This is a genomic window from Bacillus sp. SH7-1, assembly GCF_008042405.1.
Classification (GTDB): domain Bacteria; phylum Bacillota; class Bacilli; order Bacillales; family Bacillaceae_G; genus Bacillus_A; species Bacillus_A thuringiensis_N.
The window spans coordinates 112,115-130,403 of sequence record NZ_QNUD01000010.1 but is presented as its reverse complement, the minus strand read 5'-3'; the positions used below and the strand labels follow the sequence as shown (position 1 = coordinate 130,403).

The following is an 18,289-nucleotide window of genomic DNA, read 5'->3' as shown; positions in this document are numbered from 1 at the left end:
ATGAAAGTTATAGAAACAAACTTTACCGACGCGAAATTGCTAGAACCGAGGTTATTTGGAGATGAGCGTGGCTTTTTTACTGAAAGTTATAATAAGAAGGTGCTAGAAACATTAGGAGTTACGTATTCATTTGTACAGGATAATGTTTCGTATTCGGCAGAAGCGGGAACGATTCGGGGATTACACTTTCAAAAAAATCCAAAAGCACAAACGAAACTTATTCAAGTTATACAAGGAGCAATTTATGATGTTATCGTTGATTTGCGAAAAAATTCACCAACGTTTAAACAGTGGAGAGGATATATTTTAAGCGCGGATAATCATCGGCAATTATTAGTGCCAAAAGGATTTGCACATGGTTTTTGTACAATTGTCCCGCATACTATTGTTATGTATAAAGTAGATGAGTATTATAGTGCTAATCATGACTCAGGGGTACTTTGGGACGATAAAGACTTAGCAATTCCATGGCCGGTAACAAGTCCTATTTTGTCTGATAAAGATCGAATATTACCGTTACTTCAGGAATGTGAAGATAGTTTTTGAGTAGGAGAGTTGTTTATGAATATATTAGTAACAGGTGGGGCCGGATTTATTGGAAGTAATTTTGTTCATTACATGTTACAAAGCTATGAAACATATAAAATTATTAACTTTGATGCATTAACATATAGTGGAAACTTAAATAATGTAAAGTCTATTCAAGATCATCCGAATTACTATTTTGTAAAAGGGGAAATTCAAAATGGAGAGCTGCTGGAGCACGTTATTAAGGAACGTGACGTGCAAGTAATTGTCAATTTCGCAGCTGAATCACATGTGGACCGTAGTATTGAGAACCCGATTCCTTTTTATGATACAAATGTAATTGGGACAGTCACCTTATTAGAATTAGTAAAAAAATATCCACATATTAAACTCGTGCAAGTATCAACAGATGAGGTGTACGGCTCTTTAGGGAAAACAGGTCGATTTACAGAGGAAACACCGTTAGCTCCAAATAGTCCATATTCTTCAAGCAAAGCGAGCGCCGACATGATAGCTTTATCTTATTATAAAACATATCAATTACCAGTTATAGTAACGCGTTGCTCCAATAACTATGGGCCGTATCAATATCCTGAAAAATTAATTCCATTAATGGTTACGAATGCGCTGGAAGGAAAAAAATTACCGTTATATGGTGATGGATTAAATGTAAGAGATTGGTTACATGTAACGGATCATTGTAGTGCGATTGATGTTGTATTGCATAAGGGACGTATAGGAGAAGTATATAATATAGGTGGAAATAATGAAAAAACAAATATAGATGTTGTGGAACAAATCATTACTCTCTTAGGAAAAACGAAAAAAGATATTGCGTATGTTACAGATCGTTTAGGTCATGATCGTCGTTATGCGATTGATGCACAAAAGATGAAGAATGAGCTCGGGTGGGAACCGCACTATACGTTTGAACAAGGGTTGAAAGAAACGGTGGAATGGTATGAACATCATACAGAATGGTGGAAACCACTAAAAGAAAAGTAAGGGGCATATAAATGAAAGAACGGGTTATCATAACAGGAGCAAATGGTCAATTAGGAAAGCAACTACAAGAAGAGTTAAATCCTAAAGAATATGACATATATCCATTTGATAAAAAGTTACTAGATATAACAAATATATCCCGAATGCAGCAAGTGGTACAAGAAATAAGGCCACATATAATTATTCATTGTGCAGCGTATACGAAGGTTGATCATGCTGAGAAAGAAAAAGATCTAGCTTATAGAATCAATGCAATAGGAGCTCGAAATGTAGCGGTTGCTTCACAATTAGTAGGGGCGAAGTTAGTTTATATTAGTACTGATTATGTATTTCAGGGCGATAAACCGGAGGGATACGATGAATTTCATAATCCGGCGCCGATTAATATATACGGAGCTTCTAAGTATGCGGGAGAGCAGTTTGTCAAAGAGTTACATAATAAATATTTTATTGTTCGTACATCGTGGTTATATGGTAAGTATGGAAATAATTTTGTGAAAACGATGATGCGATTAGGTAAAGAAAGAACAGAAGTATCTGTTGTAGCGGATCAAATCGGTTCTCCTACTTATGTGGCGGATTTAAATTTGATGATTAATAAGCTCATTCATACTTCTTTATACGGTACGTATCATGTATCAAATAGAGGTTCGTGTTCTTGGTTTGAATTTGCCAAAAAAATATTTTCGTGTGCAAATATGAAAGTGAATGTAGTACCTGTTTCAACCGAAGAATTTGGAGCGGCGGCAGCGAGACCGAAATATTCTATTTTCCAACATAACATGCTACGATTAAATGGTTTTTTACAAATGCCTTCTTGGGAGGAAGGATTAGAGCGGTTTTTTATAGAAACAAAAAGTCATTAACAAAATTTACGTTAATGACTTTTTTGTTTGCCTTTAAGAGGTTTTATGGTACTATAATTATAGTATCAGGTACTAATAACAAGTATAAGTATTTCTGGGAGGATATATCATGGAACTATTACAAGGGAAAACATTTGTTGTTATGGGCGTTGCGAACCAAAGAAGTATTGCGTGGGGAATTGCTCGCTCTTTGCATAATGCAGGTGCAAAATTAATCTTCACATATGCAGGAGAACGTTTAGAGAGAAACGTTCGTGAATTAGCGGACACATTAGAAGGGCAAGAATCACTTGTATTACCTTGTGATGTAACAAATGATGAAGAACTTACAGCTTGCTTTGAAACAATCAAGCAAGAAGTTGGTACAATTCACGGTGTAGCACACTGTATTGCTTTTGCAAATCGTGACGATTTAAAAGGTGAATTTGTAGATACTTCTCGCGATGGATTTTTACTTGCACAAAATATTAGTGCATTCTCTTTAACAGCTGTAGCAAGAGAAGCGAAGAAAGTAATGACAGAAGGCGGAAATATTTTAACGTTAACATATCTTGGCGGCGAGCGCGTTGTGAAAAACTATAACGTTATGGGTGTTGCGAAAGCTTCATTAGAAGCGAGCGTGAAATATTTAGCAAATGATTTAGGCCAACATGGCATTCGCGTTAACGCTATCTCTGCAGGACCAATTCGTACGTTATCTGCAAAAGGTGTAGGCGACTTTAACTCAATCTTAAGAGAAATTGAGGAGCGCGCACCACTTCGTCGTACAACGACTCCAGAAGAAGTTGGGGATACAGCGGTATTCTTATTCAGTGATTTAGCACGTGGCGTAACAGGAGAAAACATTCACGTTGATTCAGGGTATCATATCCTAGGATAAATATAATATTAACTTTTAAAGGACAATCTCTAAATATTGAGATTGTCCTTTTTATTTGTTCCTAGAAAGAACGATTTTTAACGAAAGTTCTTACCACGTTCTGAATATAACTATAATAGTACACGATTTATTCAGCTACGTATGGAAGTGGGAGGGACGAGTGTGAAGAATAAAAATAAAAGTTCAACAGTTGGAAAACCGTTGTTATATATTGCACAAGTAAATTTGGAACTTGCTGCACCGAAAATAAAAAGAATTATCTTAACAAACTTTGAAAATGAGGATCGAAAAGAGGAAAGTAATAGAAACGAAAATGTTGTAAGTAGTGCTGTGGAAGAGGTAATAGAACAAGAACAGGAACAACAAGAAGAGCAGCAAGTAGAAGAAAAAATAGAAGAAGAGGAGCAAGTACAAGAACAGCCAGATCCAGTGAGAACTGTCCCATATAATAAATCATTTAAGGATATGAATACTGAAGAGAAAATTCATTTTTTATTAAATCGCCCTCATTATATTCCGAAAGTAAGGTGCAGAATAAAAACGGCTACGGTTTCTTATATTGGATCGATCATCTCGTATCGTAATGGAATTGTAGCTATTATGCCGCCAAATAGTATGAGAGATATTAGGTTATCTATAGAAGAGATAAAATCGATTGATATGGCCGGCTTTTAAATATGTAAAGGTGGTAGAAATCTTCTACCACCCCAATAGTTTTTTAGTTTACTTCACTTATTAGATAGAAACGTCGCGTAAGCACTGAATCGCACAGAAGCAGTTTAAATCAACAGTAAGACAAGTGTTAGTCGATACTAATCTTGCATTTGGTACAGCTAAAAACGTACAAATTGGATCATCACCAGGTGGTACAGGAGAACCGTCACCTAATACTACAGTTAATACACGTAGCACAGCACAGCTATCATCATCTACACTTTCCACACGGAAAATTGGAGATCGGCAGCTAGAAAGGCTTGCAGTTGGTGCAAATGCTTCAAAAGGTTCTCCAGTTTTTGTGTATAAAATAAAAGGGCGTGTATTTGCTACTGAAGCACTATTGTGTGCTCCTAAAAATGGGATTTCACAACCAGATCCACACGTTGTTGTAGAACAATCTTGTAATTCATTGATGAATTTTACAACGTCAACTACACAATGAGAAGAGCCATGGTGTTTATTTTCGTTACAACTCATTAATGTCACTCCTTATCTTCTTGTTTGTATTTACATTAATAAGATATTGGAGTTGAGGAGATTTGGTCACAATCTCAAGACCTTTTTTTTTAAATAGGCGAAAGAAGATAAGGGAAGGTGGAATTATGCTGTTTACAAGTTGGCTTTTATTTTTTATTTTTGCGTTAGCTGCTTTTAGGCTCACCCGTTTAATTGTTTATGATAAAATTACAGCTTTTTTGCGAAGACCGTTTATTGATGAATTAGAGATTACAGAGCCGGATGGAAGTGTATCAACTTTTACAAAAGTAAAAGGGAAAGGATTAAGAAAGTGGATTGGCGAATTATTAAGCTGTTATTGGTGTACAGGTGTATGGGTTAGTGCTTTTTTATTAGTTTTATATAATTGGATTCCTATCGTTGCAGAGCCGTTACTTGCATTATTAGCTATTGCAGGGGCAGCAGCAATCATTGAAACGATTACAGGATACTTTATGGGAGAATAATATATTTTCATAATACGAGAAAATGCGGAGTTTAAAAGAATGAGGGAACGGAAATAAAAAGTTGTTCATATAGTAAATAGACAGAATTGACAGTAGAGGAGATGTTTGCTGTGAGCAATAATCCAAGGCAAAATTCATATGACCTGCAGCAATGGTATAACATACAGCAACAGCACCATGCACAACAACAGGCATATCAAGAACAATTGCAACAACAAGGTTTTGTGAAGAAAAAAGGATGTAATTGTGGTAAAAAAAAGAACACAATAAAACACTATGAAGAATGAAACACTCATGTTACTGTGAGTGTTTTTTATTATATATAAAAAGCGGTATTTCTGTATTAGAAATACCGCTTTTTACTAGCTAATTTGTGCAACTGTTAGTGCTGCAGCACGGATGTCTACAGTTCCAATTAACTCAACTGGTACAATTTGAATTAAGTCACCAGGGTTTAAGTTAATAAGAATAACACCGCTGGATACGTCTACTTCACCAGTACCAATAACGTTAGAACGAACCGCTGTACCTGATCCAGGAATAATGTTAGCTGGTGTATTTAATGATAAGAAGAAACGACCAGCTTCTGGTGCAACAGGTACATTATCAAGACTAATTGTTAATGTATAACTGATTTGATAAATACCAGCTCGTAGAATTCGGATGCCATCTCCGACACTTACTGTATCATTTATTACAGGAACAGTAATATTTGGGTTTGGACTTACGCTAGGTAATAGTAGTGGTGTAAATAATGAAGCGAACTGAGGTGCAGACGCGTTGAAAGCAAAACCGAAGGCAGGTAGTGTACTAGCTGGTTTTGCCTCACAATCGATTTTAGTAAATTCACAATCAGAAGAGAACATGTTTTTCACTCCTTTATCTGTTTCTACTTTCAGTTAATGAAAAGGACAGGTTCTATGTTCTAGACAAGTTCCCAATTTTAAGAAATTTACATAATAATACTCGTTAAGCATGGATTGGGTGGCAGATAATTCTGCCACCCAATCCATGCTTAACTCATTATTTAGATTTAAATCGTAACATCGCGTAAGCATTTCTAGACAAGTTCCCAATTTTAAGAAATTTACATAATAATACTCGTTAAGCATGGATTGGGTGGCAGATCCACCCAATCCATGCTTAACTCATTATTTAGATTTAAATCGTAACATCGCGTAAGCATTGAATAGCGCAGAAGCAGCTTAAATCAACAGTAAGACAAGTGTTGGTTGATATTAATCTTGCATTTGGTACAGCTAAAAACGTACAGATTGGATCGTCACCAGGTGGTACAGGAGAAGTATCACCTAATACTACAGTTAATACACGCAATACAGCACAATCATCATCATCTATACTCTCGACACGGAAAATTGGAGATCGGCAGCTAGAAAGGCTTGCAGTTGGTGCAAATGCTTCAAAAGGTGCTCCAGCTTTTGTGTATAAAATAAAAGGACGTGTATTTGCTACGGATGCACTATTATGTGCTCCTAAAAATGGAACTTCGCAACCAGATCCACATGTTGTGGTTGCACATTCTTGTAATTCATGTATAAACCGAACGACATTTGATACACAGTTGAAATCACAATCGTGATGATGATGGTCTTCGTTACAATTGCAGCTCATTATGTTCACTCCTTATCGTGAGTTCTGACATACACTATTACAATATGAATGAGGTATGGTTGATATTACGTTAATTCTTACGATAAAAGCAGGGAATTTATATAGTAGGGATGTACATAATGCAATAAAAAAAAGACATCCTTATTTAGTGGATGTCTTTTCAGGTAAATCTTTTCGCACTGTATATAAAAAACGAGATATATCTAATTTCTTTCCTCTAAAAAATTGCGGAGAGGAAATGTAAAGTTCTTCTTTCGCACGTGTAATTGCGACATAAAGTAGTCGGCGTTCTTCTTCTAAAGCTTCAGAAGTCTCTGTAACACGATCGTTTGCATCTTTTAAAGAAGAAGTATGGGGGAGAATACCATCGCTCGCTCCAAGTAAAAAGACGCATGGAAATTCAAGGCCTTTTGCGTTATGAATAGACATAAGTGAAACAGCATCTTTTTGCGGCATTGTTTTTAATGCTTCCATTTCCTTTTGACCTTGAATTGCTTCACCAATAAATTGTAAATAAGCTGGAATATCGGTGAAACGATTTGCCGACTCCATTAATTCTTCTAACATTTCTTCTTGTATATCTTTATGCATCGTAAAGGAAGAACGATCGTTACTTTGTAAGTACTCTAAATACTTTCCTTTACCATGAATAATTTCTTTTAATGCTTTTTTCGGTTCTAATTCTTTTATAAATTTAATAAAATCGATACGCTCATTTACCTTTTTCACTTGAAAAGGTTTTAAGCTTGGATTTAATAGTAAGAAATGAAGAAGAGAAGGAAAACGACCTTCACCATACTTCCATTGTTCACGTTCAATAAATGAAATACAATCATCACGCCCGATATACATCGTTGGTAATATATTTGAAAGTGATTCTAATTGAAACGGATCAATTACTAGTCGTAAATGATCTAATACAGGCTTAATTAGAGAATGTTCATAAAATGACTGACTCGCACCGTGCTTAATAAACGGGATTTTATGAATTGTAAGCTGATCAAGTAACGAACGGCTTACGGAATGTGTGCGATACAGTAAACAAAAATCTTTATAGTTTCGTTCACCGCTAGCTATCTTTTCTTGAATGAGCTGCAAAATTTGGTTTGCTTCATCAAGAGTCGTAGCCGGTCTTGCGTAAAAAGGTTGTATACCTTCTTCGCGCACAGAATATAGCTCTTTATCAAAACGCTCTTGATTTAGTTTGATAACTTCATTTCCAAGTCCGACGATAAAAGGATTGGATCGATAATTCGTATTAAGTGCGATAATCGTAGTGTTATCAAATTCTTTTGGAAAAGATAAAATAATTTGGTGACTTGCTCCTCGCCAGCCATATATCGCCTGGTCGTCATCACCTGCGATAAACAAATTATTTCTTGGCGAAGCTAACAATTTTACAATTTCATATTGTGCATACGATGTATCTTGGAACTCATCTACTTCAATATAGTGGAAACGTTGTTGTAATTGAGTAAGCAAAGGAGCATTATTTTCTAACATATAATATGTTTCTAATAAGATGTCATCGAAATCGATATAATTATATCGTTGTTTTACTTCTTCAAAACGCTCATATACTTCTTTAAATTCTTGTTCAACGGGTGTTTTTGCTTTTACATCTTTCGGACGATTCAATTTGTTTTTCTCAAGTGAAATCATCGCGAGCATCGTTTCAGCATCATAATCATCTTTTAAACGTAACTCTTTTAAAATTTTCTTTATCATAATTTGTTTATGTTTTTCGTTGGCTAAAATTTGCTGATTGTATCCTTGACTACGAAGCAATTTTAAAAAGACAGAGTGGAACGTACCAGCAACAACGTAGCTACTTGCCGCATGATTCATACCTGGTAAATTTGCTACACGATTTCGGATTTCTTCAGCCGCTTTTTGTGTAAATGTAAGCAATAAAATATTTCGCGGATGAACTTGTTTTACATTTACTAAATAACCTACGCGGGTTGTTAAAACAGATGTTTTTCCGCTTCCAGCACCAGCCAATGTAAGAACAGGACCTTCTGTCGTTCGTACGGCCTCTAACTGTTTCTCGTTTAAAAATACATTTTGCTGTTCGAGGGCGCGGAAATACGCCGCATCTGCATCTTCTTCCATAATTAAATGGGTAGATGTTTTCGGAATATGATATGTTGCACGTGGAATATCAGCGTGCGTTAATGATTTTTGTGAAAATTTTTCTTGTGTCATATATTCACCTTCAAAACTATAGCATCAACATTTAACTTTAGCGGAAGAAAAAGAAAATAGCAATGTAAAAAACAGGAGGGGATACCTCCTGTTTTCAAATTACAATTCTTTTATCATAACGATATGAGGAATATTTGCTTCCATAAATACATCAGAATTCGTTACATATCCAAGTTTCTTATAGAAATCTTCAGCATGTGTTTGGGCATGCAACTTTAATTTTGGTAGCGAGTGTTCCTTTGCATATGCTTCAAGTGCATCCATAACAATTTTTCCAATGCCTTTTTTACGATGGGAAGCTAGTACACAAATGCGCTCCATTTTTCCAATGCCATCAATGGTGCGAAAACGTCCAGCACCAACTGGAACATCATTGTCATATATAACAACGTGTGTTGAAGTTTCTTCAAACTCATCGTACTCTTCTTCAGCAGAGACACGTTGTTCATTTACAAACACTTGTTTACGTACAGAGAAGGCATCTCTTAGTTGTTCATCCGTTTGTACAATCTGTGCGTGCAAATTAGTTGTTCCCCTTTCCAAGGTGGAATGTTTCGTGTACAGTCCATGTTCCATTTTCTAATTGATATAGAAGATGGAAACGATCAATTGGTTGTTCATAATAGAAATCTTTCATACGTAATCGGCCCAACACATCAGCATGCTCTGCGTCTGATAAGCCTTGTCCAATTGTTAAATGAGGTACGAAAGCATATTCGCGTTCTTGCGTGAATAACCCGCTATGCATTTCTTCATTTAAGAAAGTAAGTTCAGGTGTTTTTTCTACTTTAAAGTAAAGGACGTTATTAACAGGTGCGAATGAACCAACTTTCCCAACATGAAGGGTGAAAGGGTTCGTTTTACTTGCGATTGTATGTAACTCGTTTACAATCGATTCTAGTTGATCATCTTGCGTCTCAAAGGGTGTTTTCAATGTAATATGTGGCGGAACTAATGCGTAGTGCGGATCATAACGTTTACGCAATCCGTTCGCTTTATCTTGAATCATTTTAGATGGAAAAATTACAATGCCTAATTTCATGTTCCAATTCCTCCCTTTGTAAGTCTAGTTAGATTTTGAGAAAATAACTCTCTTAATCTATTATATCAAATTATTCTGAATACTGCTCTCTATTATTTCATTGATAGCATATGAGAGAAAGCTTTCGGTAAATCAGTTTGCCAATATTTCCACGTATGATTACCTTCAAATTCCTCGTAATGCGTGATGAAATTTCTATCTGTCAGAAGTGTATTGAGCTCACGGTTCGGCCCTACGAAATCAGATACTTGCCCATCAGTGCGCTTTACAGCTGTTTCTTCTGTCCCAATGACGTGATAAAGCTCCAGTGCCTCCGGAGTTTTGAAGTCTTTTGCTAAGTTCATCACTGTTTCGTCCACAAATGGTGATTGCATAACGACTTTACCGAATGTATGCGGATACATAAGTGCGGTCATAAAGGAAACTGTTCCGCCAAGGGAATCACCAATTAACACACGACCTTTTCCCATTTGGTACGTTGGATAATTTTCATCGATATACGGTGTAAGTTCATGAGCAAGGAAACGAATATAAGCAGCGTTTTTTACTTCATTTGGGAAATATTTTTCTTTACGATCGTGTACATTTTTATATGGAATACCGACGATAATTGTACGGTCAATTTCTTCAGTTTCACGAAGGCGCTCAATTACACGGTGCGCTTTACCAAGCTGAAAATAATCTCTACCATCTTGTGCAATTACAACTGTATGTTTGTGCAGTGGTGTGTAATTTACTGGTAAGTAAACGAGAAGTGTAACATCTTCTTGAAGTGATGCACTATAAAATGAAATCTCTTCAATTCTCCCTATTGTTTGATTCATGTAGATCCCCCTAAATAAAAATTTACTGTAATGATTGTAAGAGCGACGCTTGTAGTGAAAAAGAAAGAAATATTCACTAATAGGTGCTTTCGTTTCTATTTTACCATAATGGTACGAAGAATCTAAAAAATTAGTATTTAAGTTAGGAAAGAAAACGGATATAATGAAGTGGGATTTTTGACAGGCGAGAGGGGAGACGGAATTTGAAACAAGAAAAGTCAATCGCACTACCATTAGCAATTTCCATTATAGCCATTTCATTCGCAGCAGTTTTTGTAAAGATGTCCTCAGCACCATCTTCAATATTAAGTATGTATCGATTATGGATTATCGTACTTATTATGCTGCCTATCGTTTGGAAGAAACGGGAAGAGTTTAGTAAGATTCAAATAAAAGATTGGGGATTTTTAATTGGATCTGGATTCTTTTTAGCACTTCATTTTCTTTTATGGTTTGAATCTTTAAAGCATACGACAGTTGCTAGTTCGACGATTATTTTAGCGCTCCAACCGATCATATCTTTAGTTGGGGGTTTTTTCTTATTTAAAGAAAGAACAACATACTCAGCTATTGCGACAATGGGAATTGCGATACTAGGCGTAATGTGTATTGGGTGGGGAGATTTAGGACTAAGTGAACAAGCAATTTATGGAGATATATTATCCTTTTTAAGTGTAATAGCGGTTGTCGGTTATTTGTTTATCGGGCAAACGACAGTAAGGAAAGTATCACACTGGATTTACAGCTTTACAGTCTTTGCATTCGCGGGTATTTTTATGGGAATTTATAATATAGTGTTGCAAGTACCTTTTACAGGTTATACAAAGTGGGATTGGACCGTTTTTCTTTTACTTGCAGTCGTGCCGACAGTGTCACACGTCATTAATAATTGGTTATTAAACTACGTAAATGCAACAACAATTTCGATGAGTATTTTAGGGGAACCAGTTGGAGCATCTATATTAGCATTCTTCTTACTTGGGGAAAGACTAAATGCAATGCAAATTATCGGTAGCATGCTCGTATTGTTTGGTGTATCTGTTTTCTTACTACAGCAACAAAAACGAACAGCAAAAAATGTAGTAAACGAGCCAGCGTATACACAGGAATTATAATGTTAGAGGAGAAAAGAGAAGTTATGATACTTCTCTTTTTGTTTTATGCCGCTATTTGTGGGAGTTCTACTGCCTATAAACACCCGATTGGTGAGATCAGATTATAGTATCATTTTATAGAAATTTAGATGGAGAAGGGGGGAGTACAATGGAATTTCCATCAAAAAAAGATGCATGGTTATATCCAATCTTTTTTATTGTTGTAGGTGCCTGCTTTGCTCCAATATTTGCCGGAAGAGAACATTTTCTTTTGTTTTTCACAATCCCATTAGCCATATTATTTATTTGGAGTTGGTTTTCAACAAAATATATTGTCGGAGAAGAGACAATTACTATTAGATCAGGTTTCGTTAAAAAGCGCATATTTATACGAGATATAAAACGAATTTCAAGTACGAAAAACCCAATAGCAGCTCATGCTTTATCATTTGACCGACTTGAAATGGTTTACTGCACACATCAAACAGAAATTATTTCTCCTAAAGATAAGGAACAATTCATCAATTTAGTTAAAAGGAAAAATCCACACATTGACACAAAGTAAAAGAGTGGCTTCGTAGCCACTCTTTACTTTGGATTTGTCATATAAGGTTGTACATGAATGATACATAGGTCACGGAACTTCCCTTCAGCAGTTGTGACAATTACGACGGCTCTTCCGGCACTTTTTCCAGTAATCGTTATCGTATCATCTTTTGGATACATTGTGATAACATCAGCATTCATGTTTGTCCAAATAAGTTCTTTATTCGTTGCTTGCACTGGCAAAACGGAAGCTGATAACTCAATGCTTTGTCCCGTTCTTACTTTCAACTTATTTTTTTCCATATGAACACCGATGACTGAAATAACAGAAGGAGCAATTGAAATTTTAGGTGGATTAGATTGTATGTTCAAACAAGACGCAGAAGTATTTGTGATAGGTGAAAATTTTCGTGTTTGTTGTTGCTGGAAAGCTGCTAACATGTTGGAGTCCCCTTTCTGTTTAAGTGCTGATAGTACTACTATAAAGGAGTAGTGTTATGTTTAATTTAACGAAACATAAAGAAATTGTTAAATTCGAACAGAACATTGTCGAACTTTGATAAAAAGAAAGCTCTGCTGATACGATAACAGCAGAGCTTTCCCTTTATAGATTATGTTGTTTTTCAAAATCCTCAAATTGTTCTTCAACTTCTTTTGAAGGTTGTGTTAGTAAACTAACAATTATGATCACTAGTAAACTAATAGCGAAACCAGGAATCATTTCATATAAGAAGTCTTTTAAGAATTTAAATTGTGTCCATATAATAACAGTCGCAGCACCAGAAATCATACCAGCAAGTGCGCCCCATTTTGTCATGCGTTTCCAATATAAGCTTAATAAAATAGCAGGTCCGAATGAAGAACCAAATCCAGCCCAAGCGTATCCAACAAGAGCTAAAATCGTATCATTTTGTTTAAACGCTAATGCACACCCAACTAATGCAATAACAAGTACAGCCATACGACCGACAAATACAAGTTCTTTATCAGAAGCAGAACGTTTAAAGAATGTACGATATAAATCTTCTGTTATAGCACTAGAAGTAACGAGTAACTGAGATGAAATTGTACTCATAATCGCTGCTAAAATCGCTGCTAATAAAAATCCAGTAATAAGTGGATGGAATAAAATTTTTCCTAGTTCAAGGAAAATTGTCTCTGGGTTAGATAATGTTAATTCTTGTTGTGAGTAGTAAGCAATACCGATAAGACCAGTAAACATTGCTCCGACAACAGAGAAAATCATCCAGCTCATACCAATTCTTCGTGCGCTTTTAATTTCTTTTACAGAGGAAATCGCCATAAAGCGTACGATAATATGAGGTTGTCCAACATAACCAAGGCCCCATGCGAATAAAGAAATAATCCCTAAAGTAGAGGCACCTTTAAAAATATCTAGACGTGTTGGATCTACAGATCGAATTGTATCAAATGCAGGTCCAAGTCCGTTCGAGTTCATAATTGTTACGATAGGAACAAGAATAAGAGCAACAACCATAATGATTCCTTGCACGAAGTCTGTCCAACTTACTGCTAAGAAACCACCAAATAATGTGTAAGCGACAACAACGCCTGCAACAATGAATAATCCCACATGGTAGTTCATACCAAATGAATTTTCAAATAATACAGCGCCTGAAACTAATCCTGAAGCTACATAAAAAGTAAAGAAAATCATAATAACAAGTCCGGATACTAAGCGTAGCATGTGAGATTTGTCGTGGAAACGATGTTCCAAAAATTCTGGGATAGTAATAGAGTTGTTTGCCATTTCAGAGTAGGTACGTAAGCGAGGAGCGACATAAAGCCAGTTTGCGTATGCGCCTAGTGTTAGGCCGATCGCAATCCAACTACTACTTAATCCAACGCTAAACATTGCACCGGGTAAGCCCATTAAAAGCCAACCACTCATATCGGATGCTCCAGCACTTAATGCTGTTACTGCGGGGCCTAGTGTACGCCCGCCAAGCATATAATCTGTTAAGTTGGACGTTCGTTTATAGGCGAAATAGCCAATTACTAACATCCCGAGCATGTAAATAGAGATAGAAGTTAAAGTTAACATCTGCGTACTCATGTAGTTCCCCTTCCTTTTGTCATGTCTTTTGATGCGTTATGCATATTTATAATCTATCATGATTATTCTGAAAAATCCATACAGAAATATGAATTTTCAGAAATGTAAGCGTTTTTTGAAGTCATTTTACTTTTTTAATATATAATATTCATACAAAAAACCTTATTTTTAATAGAGTATTTATTATATTTACATAAAAAGAGGTTGTTTTGTCAATATAATATTGAAAGGAAAGAAAAATAAAATTTTTAAAAAAGTATTGACTTGTGAAAAAAGTCAGGTCTATAATGAGTGCAACTTAAAAAAATGCAAGCGTTGATGAAGAAGAGTACACATGATGAACATGTCAGAGAGCTGATGGTTGGTGCGAATCAGTATGGAATTGATGTGGAATGGGCTTCGGAGCTTCCAAACCGAAACGAAAGAAGTAGGCTTTGGCGACATGATCTCATCGATACAAGAGACACGTATTGTTTTTGATACGGTAAAGTGCGTTACAGTCGTAACGAATTAAGGTGGCACCACGGGAGTACCCGTCCTTTCTATAGGATGAGTACTCCCTTTTTGTGTATAAAAAATTAAATAAATGAAATCGTTTAAGTAAGAAGAGTACGTGTATTGGAGACGTTACAGAGAGCCGGGAATAGGTGGGAGCCCGGTGCGGTGCCATATGCGGAATGGGCTTACGAGAGGTATGCTGAACAATTATTTTCAGTAGGCAACCCGGGTTCCGCCGTTACAAGGATAAGGTATATATTTTGTACCTGAATAAAGCGGGATGCTTTTGCGTCCAACATGAGGTGGTACCACGGTAAATTTATCGTCCTCTACATATTTTCGATATGTAGAGGACTTTTTTATTTTTCAGGATGAGGTGAAAGACATGATGACAAAAGAGGAATTTATAAAACAGAAAGAACAAAGAAAAACATTTTTAGTAATCGCTGAAGAAGAAGGAGATAGCATTACGCCAATTTCTTTATATAGACGTATGAAAGGTAAGAAGAGGTTCTTATTAGAAAGCTCACAACTTCATCAAGATAAAGGACGCTATTCTTACTTAGGATGTAATCCGTATGGTGAAGTGAAAAGTATCGGTACAGAAGTGGAACGAACGATTTACGGTCAAACAGAAGAGTTGCAAGGTAACGTACTACAAGTGTTAGAAGAAGTAATCGCGTCAACACAAGTAGACAGTCCGTTTCCATTTTGCGGAGGAGCAGTTGGTTATATTGGCTATGACGTCATTCGACAGTATGAAAACATTGGAGAGGATTTACACGATCCATTGAATATTCCAGAAGTACACCTTTTACTGTACCGTGAGTTTATCGTGTATGACCACTTACGCCAAAAATTATCATTTGTATATGTATGCAGGGAAGATGATGTAGCTTCTTATGAAGAAGTATACGAAAGGCTGCGAGTATACAAAGAGGAATTGCTACAGGGAGAAGAAGCTGAAGTAACTGAAATAAAATCAACATTATCATTCACTTCTTCTATAACGGAAAAAGAATTTTGCGCGATGGTAGAAACGGCGAAAGAACACATTCGAGCCGGGGACATATTCCAAGTTGTATTATCGCAGCGTTTGCAAAGTGAATGTATTGGGGATCCGTTCGCGTTATATCGAAAACTTCGAATTGCCAATCCATCACCATATATGTTCTATATCGATTTTCAAGATTATGTTGTACTCGGTTCTTCGCCGGAAAGTTTGTTATCGGTAAGAGACGATAAAGTGATGACGAACCCAATTGCCGGTACGAGGCCGAGAGGGAAAACGAAGCAGGAAGATGCGGAAATTGAAAAAGAACTGTTAGAAAATGAGAAAGAACTAGCAGAGCATATGATGCTTGTGGATCTTGGGCGGAATGATATTGGTAGAGTAAGTGAAATTGGCTCAGTTACGATAGATAAATATATGAATGTAGAAAAATATTCTCACGTTATGCACATTGTATCTGAAGTTTACGGAACATTGCGAAAACAAATGAGTGGATTTGATGCATTAGCGTATTGTTTACCAGCAGGGACAGTTTCAGGCGCTCCGAAAATTAGAGCGATGGAAATTATAAATGAGCTAGAGAATGAAAAAAGAAATGTATACGCCGGTGCAGTTGGATACGTTAGTTTTTCAGGAAATCTTGATATGGCGCTCGCCATTCGAACGATGGTCGTAAAGGATGAAAAAGCATACGTTCAGGCAGGAGCGGGTATCGTCTACGATTCAGACCCAGTTGCTGAATATGAAGAAACGTTAAATAAAGCGAGAGCGCTTTTGGAGGTAATGAAATGATTGTACTGATTGATAATTATGATTCATTCACATATAACTTGTATCAACTGTTAGGCGAATACGAAGAAGATATTGTTGTCGTAAGAAATGATCAAATAACGATAGAACAATTAGAAGAAATGAAGCCGAAAGGTATTGTACTTTCACCAGGACCAGGAAAACCAGAGGATGCTGGCATTTGTATTGAAGTGATTCGTCATTTTTATAAGAACGTTCCCATATTAGGGATTTGTCTTGGCCACCAAGCGATCATAGCTGCATTTGGAGGAGACATTGTTAGAGCAGAACGTATTAAACACGGAAAAACATCGCGTGTGAAACATAACGGAACGTCAATCTTTTCATACGCTACACAGCCGCTAACGGCAATGCGTTATCATTCCCTTGTTGCAGAGCAAACGAGCTTGCCAGAGTGTTTTGACATATTAGCGACAGCGATGGACGACGGAGAAATAATGGCAGTCCGTCACAATTATTATCCGCTCTTCGGATTACAGTTTCATCCGGAATCAATCGCAACAGAAGAAGGGGAAAAGTTAATACGTGCCTTTTTAACAGAAGTAAAAGAGGAGGAAAGAGTATGAATAACTATCTTCGTAAATTAGTGGAGGGTCAACATTTAACAGAAGAGGAAATGTATAAAGCAGGACTACTTTTATTAAGTGAAAACATATTAGAAAGTGAAATTGCAGCTTTCTTAGTCTTACTGAAAGCGAAAGGTGAAACTGCAGAAGAAATATACGGTCTCGTTCGGGCTCTTCGCGAAAAGGCATTGCCGTTTTCGAACCATATACAAGGAGCAATGGACAATTGCGGGACGGGTGGTGACGGTGCTCAAACATTTAATATTAGCACAACGTCAGCATTTGTACTGGCAGGAGCTGGCGTAAAGGTTGCAAAACATGGTAATCGTGCTGTTTCTAGTAAAACAGGAAGTGCAGATTTATTAGAAGAACTCGGTGTAAATATTAGCAGTACGCCAAACGAAATTGATTATTTATTAGAGCATGTGGGCATTGCATTCTTATTTGCACCAGCGATGCATCCAGCGCTAAGGCGCATTATGAAAATAAGAAAAGAGTTAAACGTGCCGACGATCTTTAATTTAATTGGTCCTTTAACAAATCCAGTGAATTTAGAAACACAATTTGTCGGTATTTATAAACGAGATATGTTATTACCAGTTGCACAAGTATTACAAAAGTTAGGTCGGAAACAAGCGCTTGTCGTAAATGGAAGTGGTTTTTTAGATGAAGCGTCATTGCAAGGAGAAAATCATGTAGTCCTTTTAAAAGATAATGAAATAGTAGAAATGAGTATTGATCCAGAAAAGTATGGTTTTTCAAGCGTGAAAAATGAAGAAATTAGAGGGGGGAATTCAAAAGAAAATGCAAAGATTACAGTCGGCGTATTGAGCGGAGAAAAGAGTGTTTATCGCGATACAGTTTTATTAAATGCAGGTCTAGCTCTTTTCGCAAATGGAAAAACGGAAACGATTGAAGAAGGAATTAAACTCGCGGCACATAGCATTGACGCTGGAAAAGCATTAGCCAAATTAAACTTATTAATTGCAGCAAGCAATGAAAAATTAGAAAGGGTGAATTAA

The 18,289-nt window shown here is 36.4% G+C and carries 21 protein-coding genes and 2 other annotated features; of the genes, 12 read left to right on the top strand and 9 right to left on the bottom strand.

Going from position 1 to position 18,289, the window contains the following annotated elements:
* From rfbC to DN390_RS12420, 5 genes are all read left to right on the top strand, one after another.
* Entirely contained in the window at window positions 1–546 is a 546-nt protein-coding gene (gene rfbC / locus DN390_RS12440; RefSeq protein ID WP_147807451.1) for a dTDP-4-dehydrorhamnose 3,5-epimerase, read from the top strand.
* Between the two features lie 15 nt (window positions 547–561).
* Entirely contained in the window at window positions 562–1,533 is a 972-nt protein-coding gene (gene rfbB, locus DN390_RS12435) for a dTDP-glucose 4,6-dehydratase (protein ID WP_097949579.1), read from the top strand.
* Between the two features lie 11 nt (window positions 1,534–1,544).
* Window positions 1,545–2,399 (top strand): dTDP-4-dehydrorhamnose reductase, encoded by an 855-nt coding sequence (gene rfbD / locus DN390_RS12430; RefSeq protein ID WP_097949580.1) that lies wholly within the window; start codon window positions 1,545–1,547, stop codon window positions 2,397–2,399.
* 109 nt (window positions 2,400–2,508) lie between these two features.
* Window positions 2,509–3,279, top strand: a complete 771-nt coding sequence (gene fabI, locus DN390_RS12425; protein WP_000421885.1) for an enoyl-ACP reductase FabI — start codon at window positions 2,509–2,511, stop codon at window positions 3,277–3,279.
* A 141-nt stretch (window positions 3,280–3,420) separates the two neighbouring features.
* Entirely contained in the window at window positions 3,421–3,954 is a 534-nt protein-coding gene (locus DN390_RS12420) for a spore coat CotO family protein (RefSeq protein WP_097949581.1), read from the top strand.
* Window positions 3,955–4,014: 60 nt separating this feature from the next.
* On the opposite strand, the gene exsY is transcribed toward DN390_RS12420, so the two are convergent.
* Complete coding sequence (gene exsY / locus DN390_RS12415; protein WP_097949582.1) at window positions 4,015–4,473, bottom strand: exosporium assembly protein ExsY; 459 nt, start codon at window positions 4,471–4,473, stop codon at window positions 4,015–4,017.
* A gap of 125 nt (window positions 4,474–4,598) precedes the next feature.
* Between exsY and DN390_RS12410 the strand changes: the two genes are divergently transcribed.
* Both DN390_RS12410 and DN390_RS12405 read left to right on the top strand, forming a co-directional pair.
* Window positions 4,599–4,958: a DUF1360 domain-containing protein gene (locus tag DN390_RS12410; RefSeq protein ID WP_000899662.1), complete on the top strand. Its 360-nt coding sequence runs from the start codon at window positions 4,599–4,601 to the stop codon at window positions 4,956–4,958.
* A gap of 101 nt (window positions 4,959–5,059) precedes the next feature.
* A complete protein-coding gene (locus DN390_RS12405; protein WP_003266501.1) occupies window positions 5,060–5,245 on the top strand; it encodes a hypothetical protein in 186 nt (61 codons plus the stop codon).
* Window positions 5,246–5,320: 75 nt separating this feature from the next.
* Here DN390_RS12405 and exsF read toward each other — a convergent pair whose 3' ends face one another.
* The 6 genes from exsF to DN390_RS12375 all read right to left on the bottom strand — a co-directional run bounded on the left by exsF (window position 5,321) and on the right by DN390_RS12375 (window position 10,664).
* Entirely contained in the window at window positions 5,321–5,824 is a 504-nt protein-coding gene (gene exsF / locus DN390_RS12400; RefSeq protein WP_060629970.1) for an exosporium protein ExsF, read from the bottom strand.
* A 295-nt stretch (window positions 5,825–6,119) separates the two neighbouring features.
* Window positions 6,120–6,590 (bottom strand): spore coat protein CotY, encoded by a 471-nt coding sequence (cotY, locus tag DN390_RS12395; protein WP_097949583.1) that lies wholly within the window; start codon window positions 6,588–6,590, stop codon window positions 6,120–6,122.
* Between the two features lie 141 nt (window positions 6,591–6,731).
* Window positions 6,732–8,798 carry an ATP-dependent helicase gene (locus DN390_RS12390; protein WP_097949584.1) on the bottom strand — a complete coding sequence of 689 codons (2,067 nt, stop codon included), beginning with the start codon at window positions 8,796–8,798 and terminating at the stop codon, window positions 6,732–6,734.
* Window positions 8,799–8,897: 99 nt separating this feature from the next.
* Window positions 8,898–9,320: a GNAT family N-acetyltransferase gene (locus DN390_RS12385; protein ID WP_097949585.1), complete on the bottom strand. Its 423-nt coding sequence runs from the start codon at window positions 9,318–9,320 to the stop codon at window positions 8,898–8,900.
* Window position 9,321: 1 nt separating this feature from the next.
* The gene (locus tag DN390_RS12380) at window positions 9,322–9,840 is read right to left on the bottom strand and encodes a YjcG family protein (RefSeq protein WP_060629974.1); all 519 of its coding nucleotides are present in this window, start codon (window positions 9,838–9,840) and stop codon (window positions 9,322–9,324) included.
* Window positions 9,841–9,932: 92 nt separating this feature from the next.
* Window positions 9,933–10,664 carry an alpha/beta hydrolase gene (locus DN390_RS12375; RefSeq protein ID WP_147807450.1) on the bottom strand — a complete coding sequence of 244 codons (732 nt, stop codon included), beginning with the start codon at window positions 10,662–10,664 and terminating at the stop codon, window positions 9,933–9,935.
* A gap of 203 nt (window positions 10,665–10,867) precedes the next feature.
* Here DN390_RS12375 and DN390_RS12370 point away from each other — a divergent pair, with 203 nt between their 5' ends.
* The gene (locus DN390_RS12370; RefSeq protein WP_147807449.1) at window positions 10,868–11,779 is read left to right on the top strand and encodes a DMT family transporter; all 912 of its coding nucleotides are present in this window, start codon (window positions 10,868–10,870) and stop codon (window positions 11,777–11,779) included.
* 148 nt (window positions 11,780–11,927) lie between these two features.
* The gene (locus DN390_RS12365) at window positions 11,928–12,323 is read left to right on the top strand and encodes a PH domain-containing protein (RefSeq protein ID WP_147807448.1); all 396 of its coding nucleotides are present in this window, start codon (window positions 11,928–11,930) and stop codon (window positions 12,321–12,323) included.
* Window positions 12,324–12,346: 23 nt separating this feature from the next.
* Here DN390_RS12365 and DN390_RS12360 read toward each other — a convergent pair whose 3' ends face one another.
* Window positions 12,347–12,745 carry an Ig-like domain-containing protein gene (locus DN390_RS12360; RefSeq protein WP_060629980.1) on the bottom strand — a complete coding sequence of 133 codons (399 nt, stop codon included), beginning with the start codon at window positions 12,743–12,745 and terminating at the stop codon, window positions 12,347–12,349.
* Window positions 12,746–12,908: 163 nt separating this feature from the next.
* Window positions 12,909–14,381, bottom strand: a complete 1,473-nt coding sequence (gene putP / locus DN390_RS12355) for a sodium/proline symporter PutP (RefSeq protein ID WP_097949588.1) — start codon at window positions 14,379–14,381, stop codon at window positions 12,909–12,911.
* A 306-nt stretch (window positions 14,382–14,687) separates the two neighbouring features.
* Window positions 14,688–14,925 (top strand) — a binding site (T-box leader).
* 42 nt (window positions 14,926–14,967) lie between these two features.
* Window positions 14,968–15,212, top strand: a binding site (T-box leader).
* A 52-nt stretch (window positions 15,213–15,264) separates the two neighbouring features.
* Between putP and trpE the strand changes: the two genes are divergently transcribed.
* The 3 genes from trpE to trpD are packed head-to-tail and all read left to right on the top strand — an operon-like array spanning window position 15,265 to window position 18,289.
* A complete protein-coding gene (gene trpE, locus DN390_RS12350; protein ID WP_147807447.1) occupies window positions 15,265–16,683 on the top strand; it encodes an anthranilate synthase component I in 1,419 nt (472 codons plus the stop codon).
* A complete protein-coding gene (locus DN390_RS12345; protein WP_147807446.1) occupies window positions 16,680–17,267 on the top strand; it encodes an anthranilate synthase component II in 588 nt (195 codons plus the stop codon). Before trpE ends, DN390_RS12345 begins: the two co-directional genes overlap by 4 nt.
* Complete coding sequence (gene trpD, locus DN390_RS12340; protein WP_060629984.1) at window positions 17,264–18,289, top strand: anthranilate phosphoribosyltransferase; 1,026 nt, start codon at window positions 17,264–17,266, stop codon at window positions 18,287–18,289. Before DN390_RS12345 ends, trpD begins: the two co-directional genes overlap by 4 nt.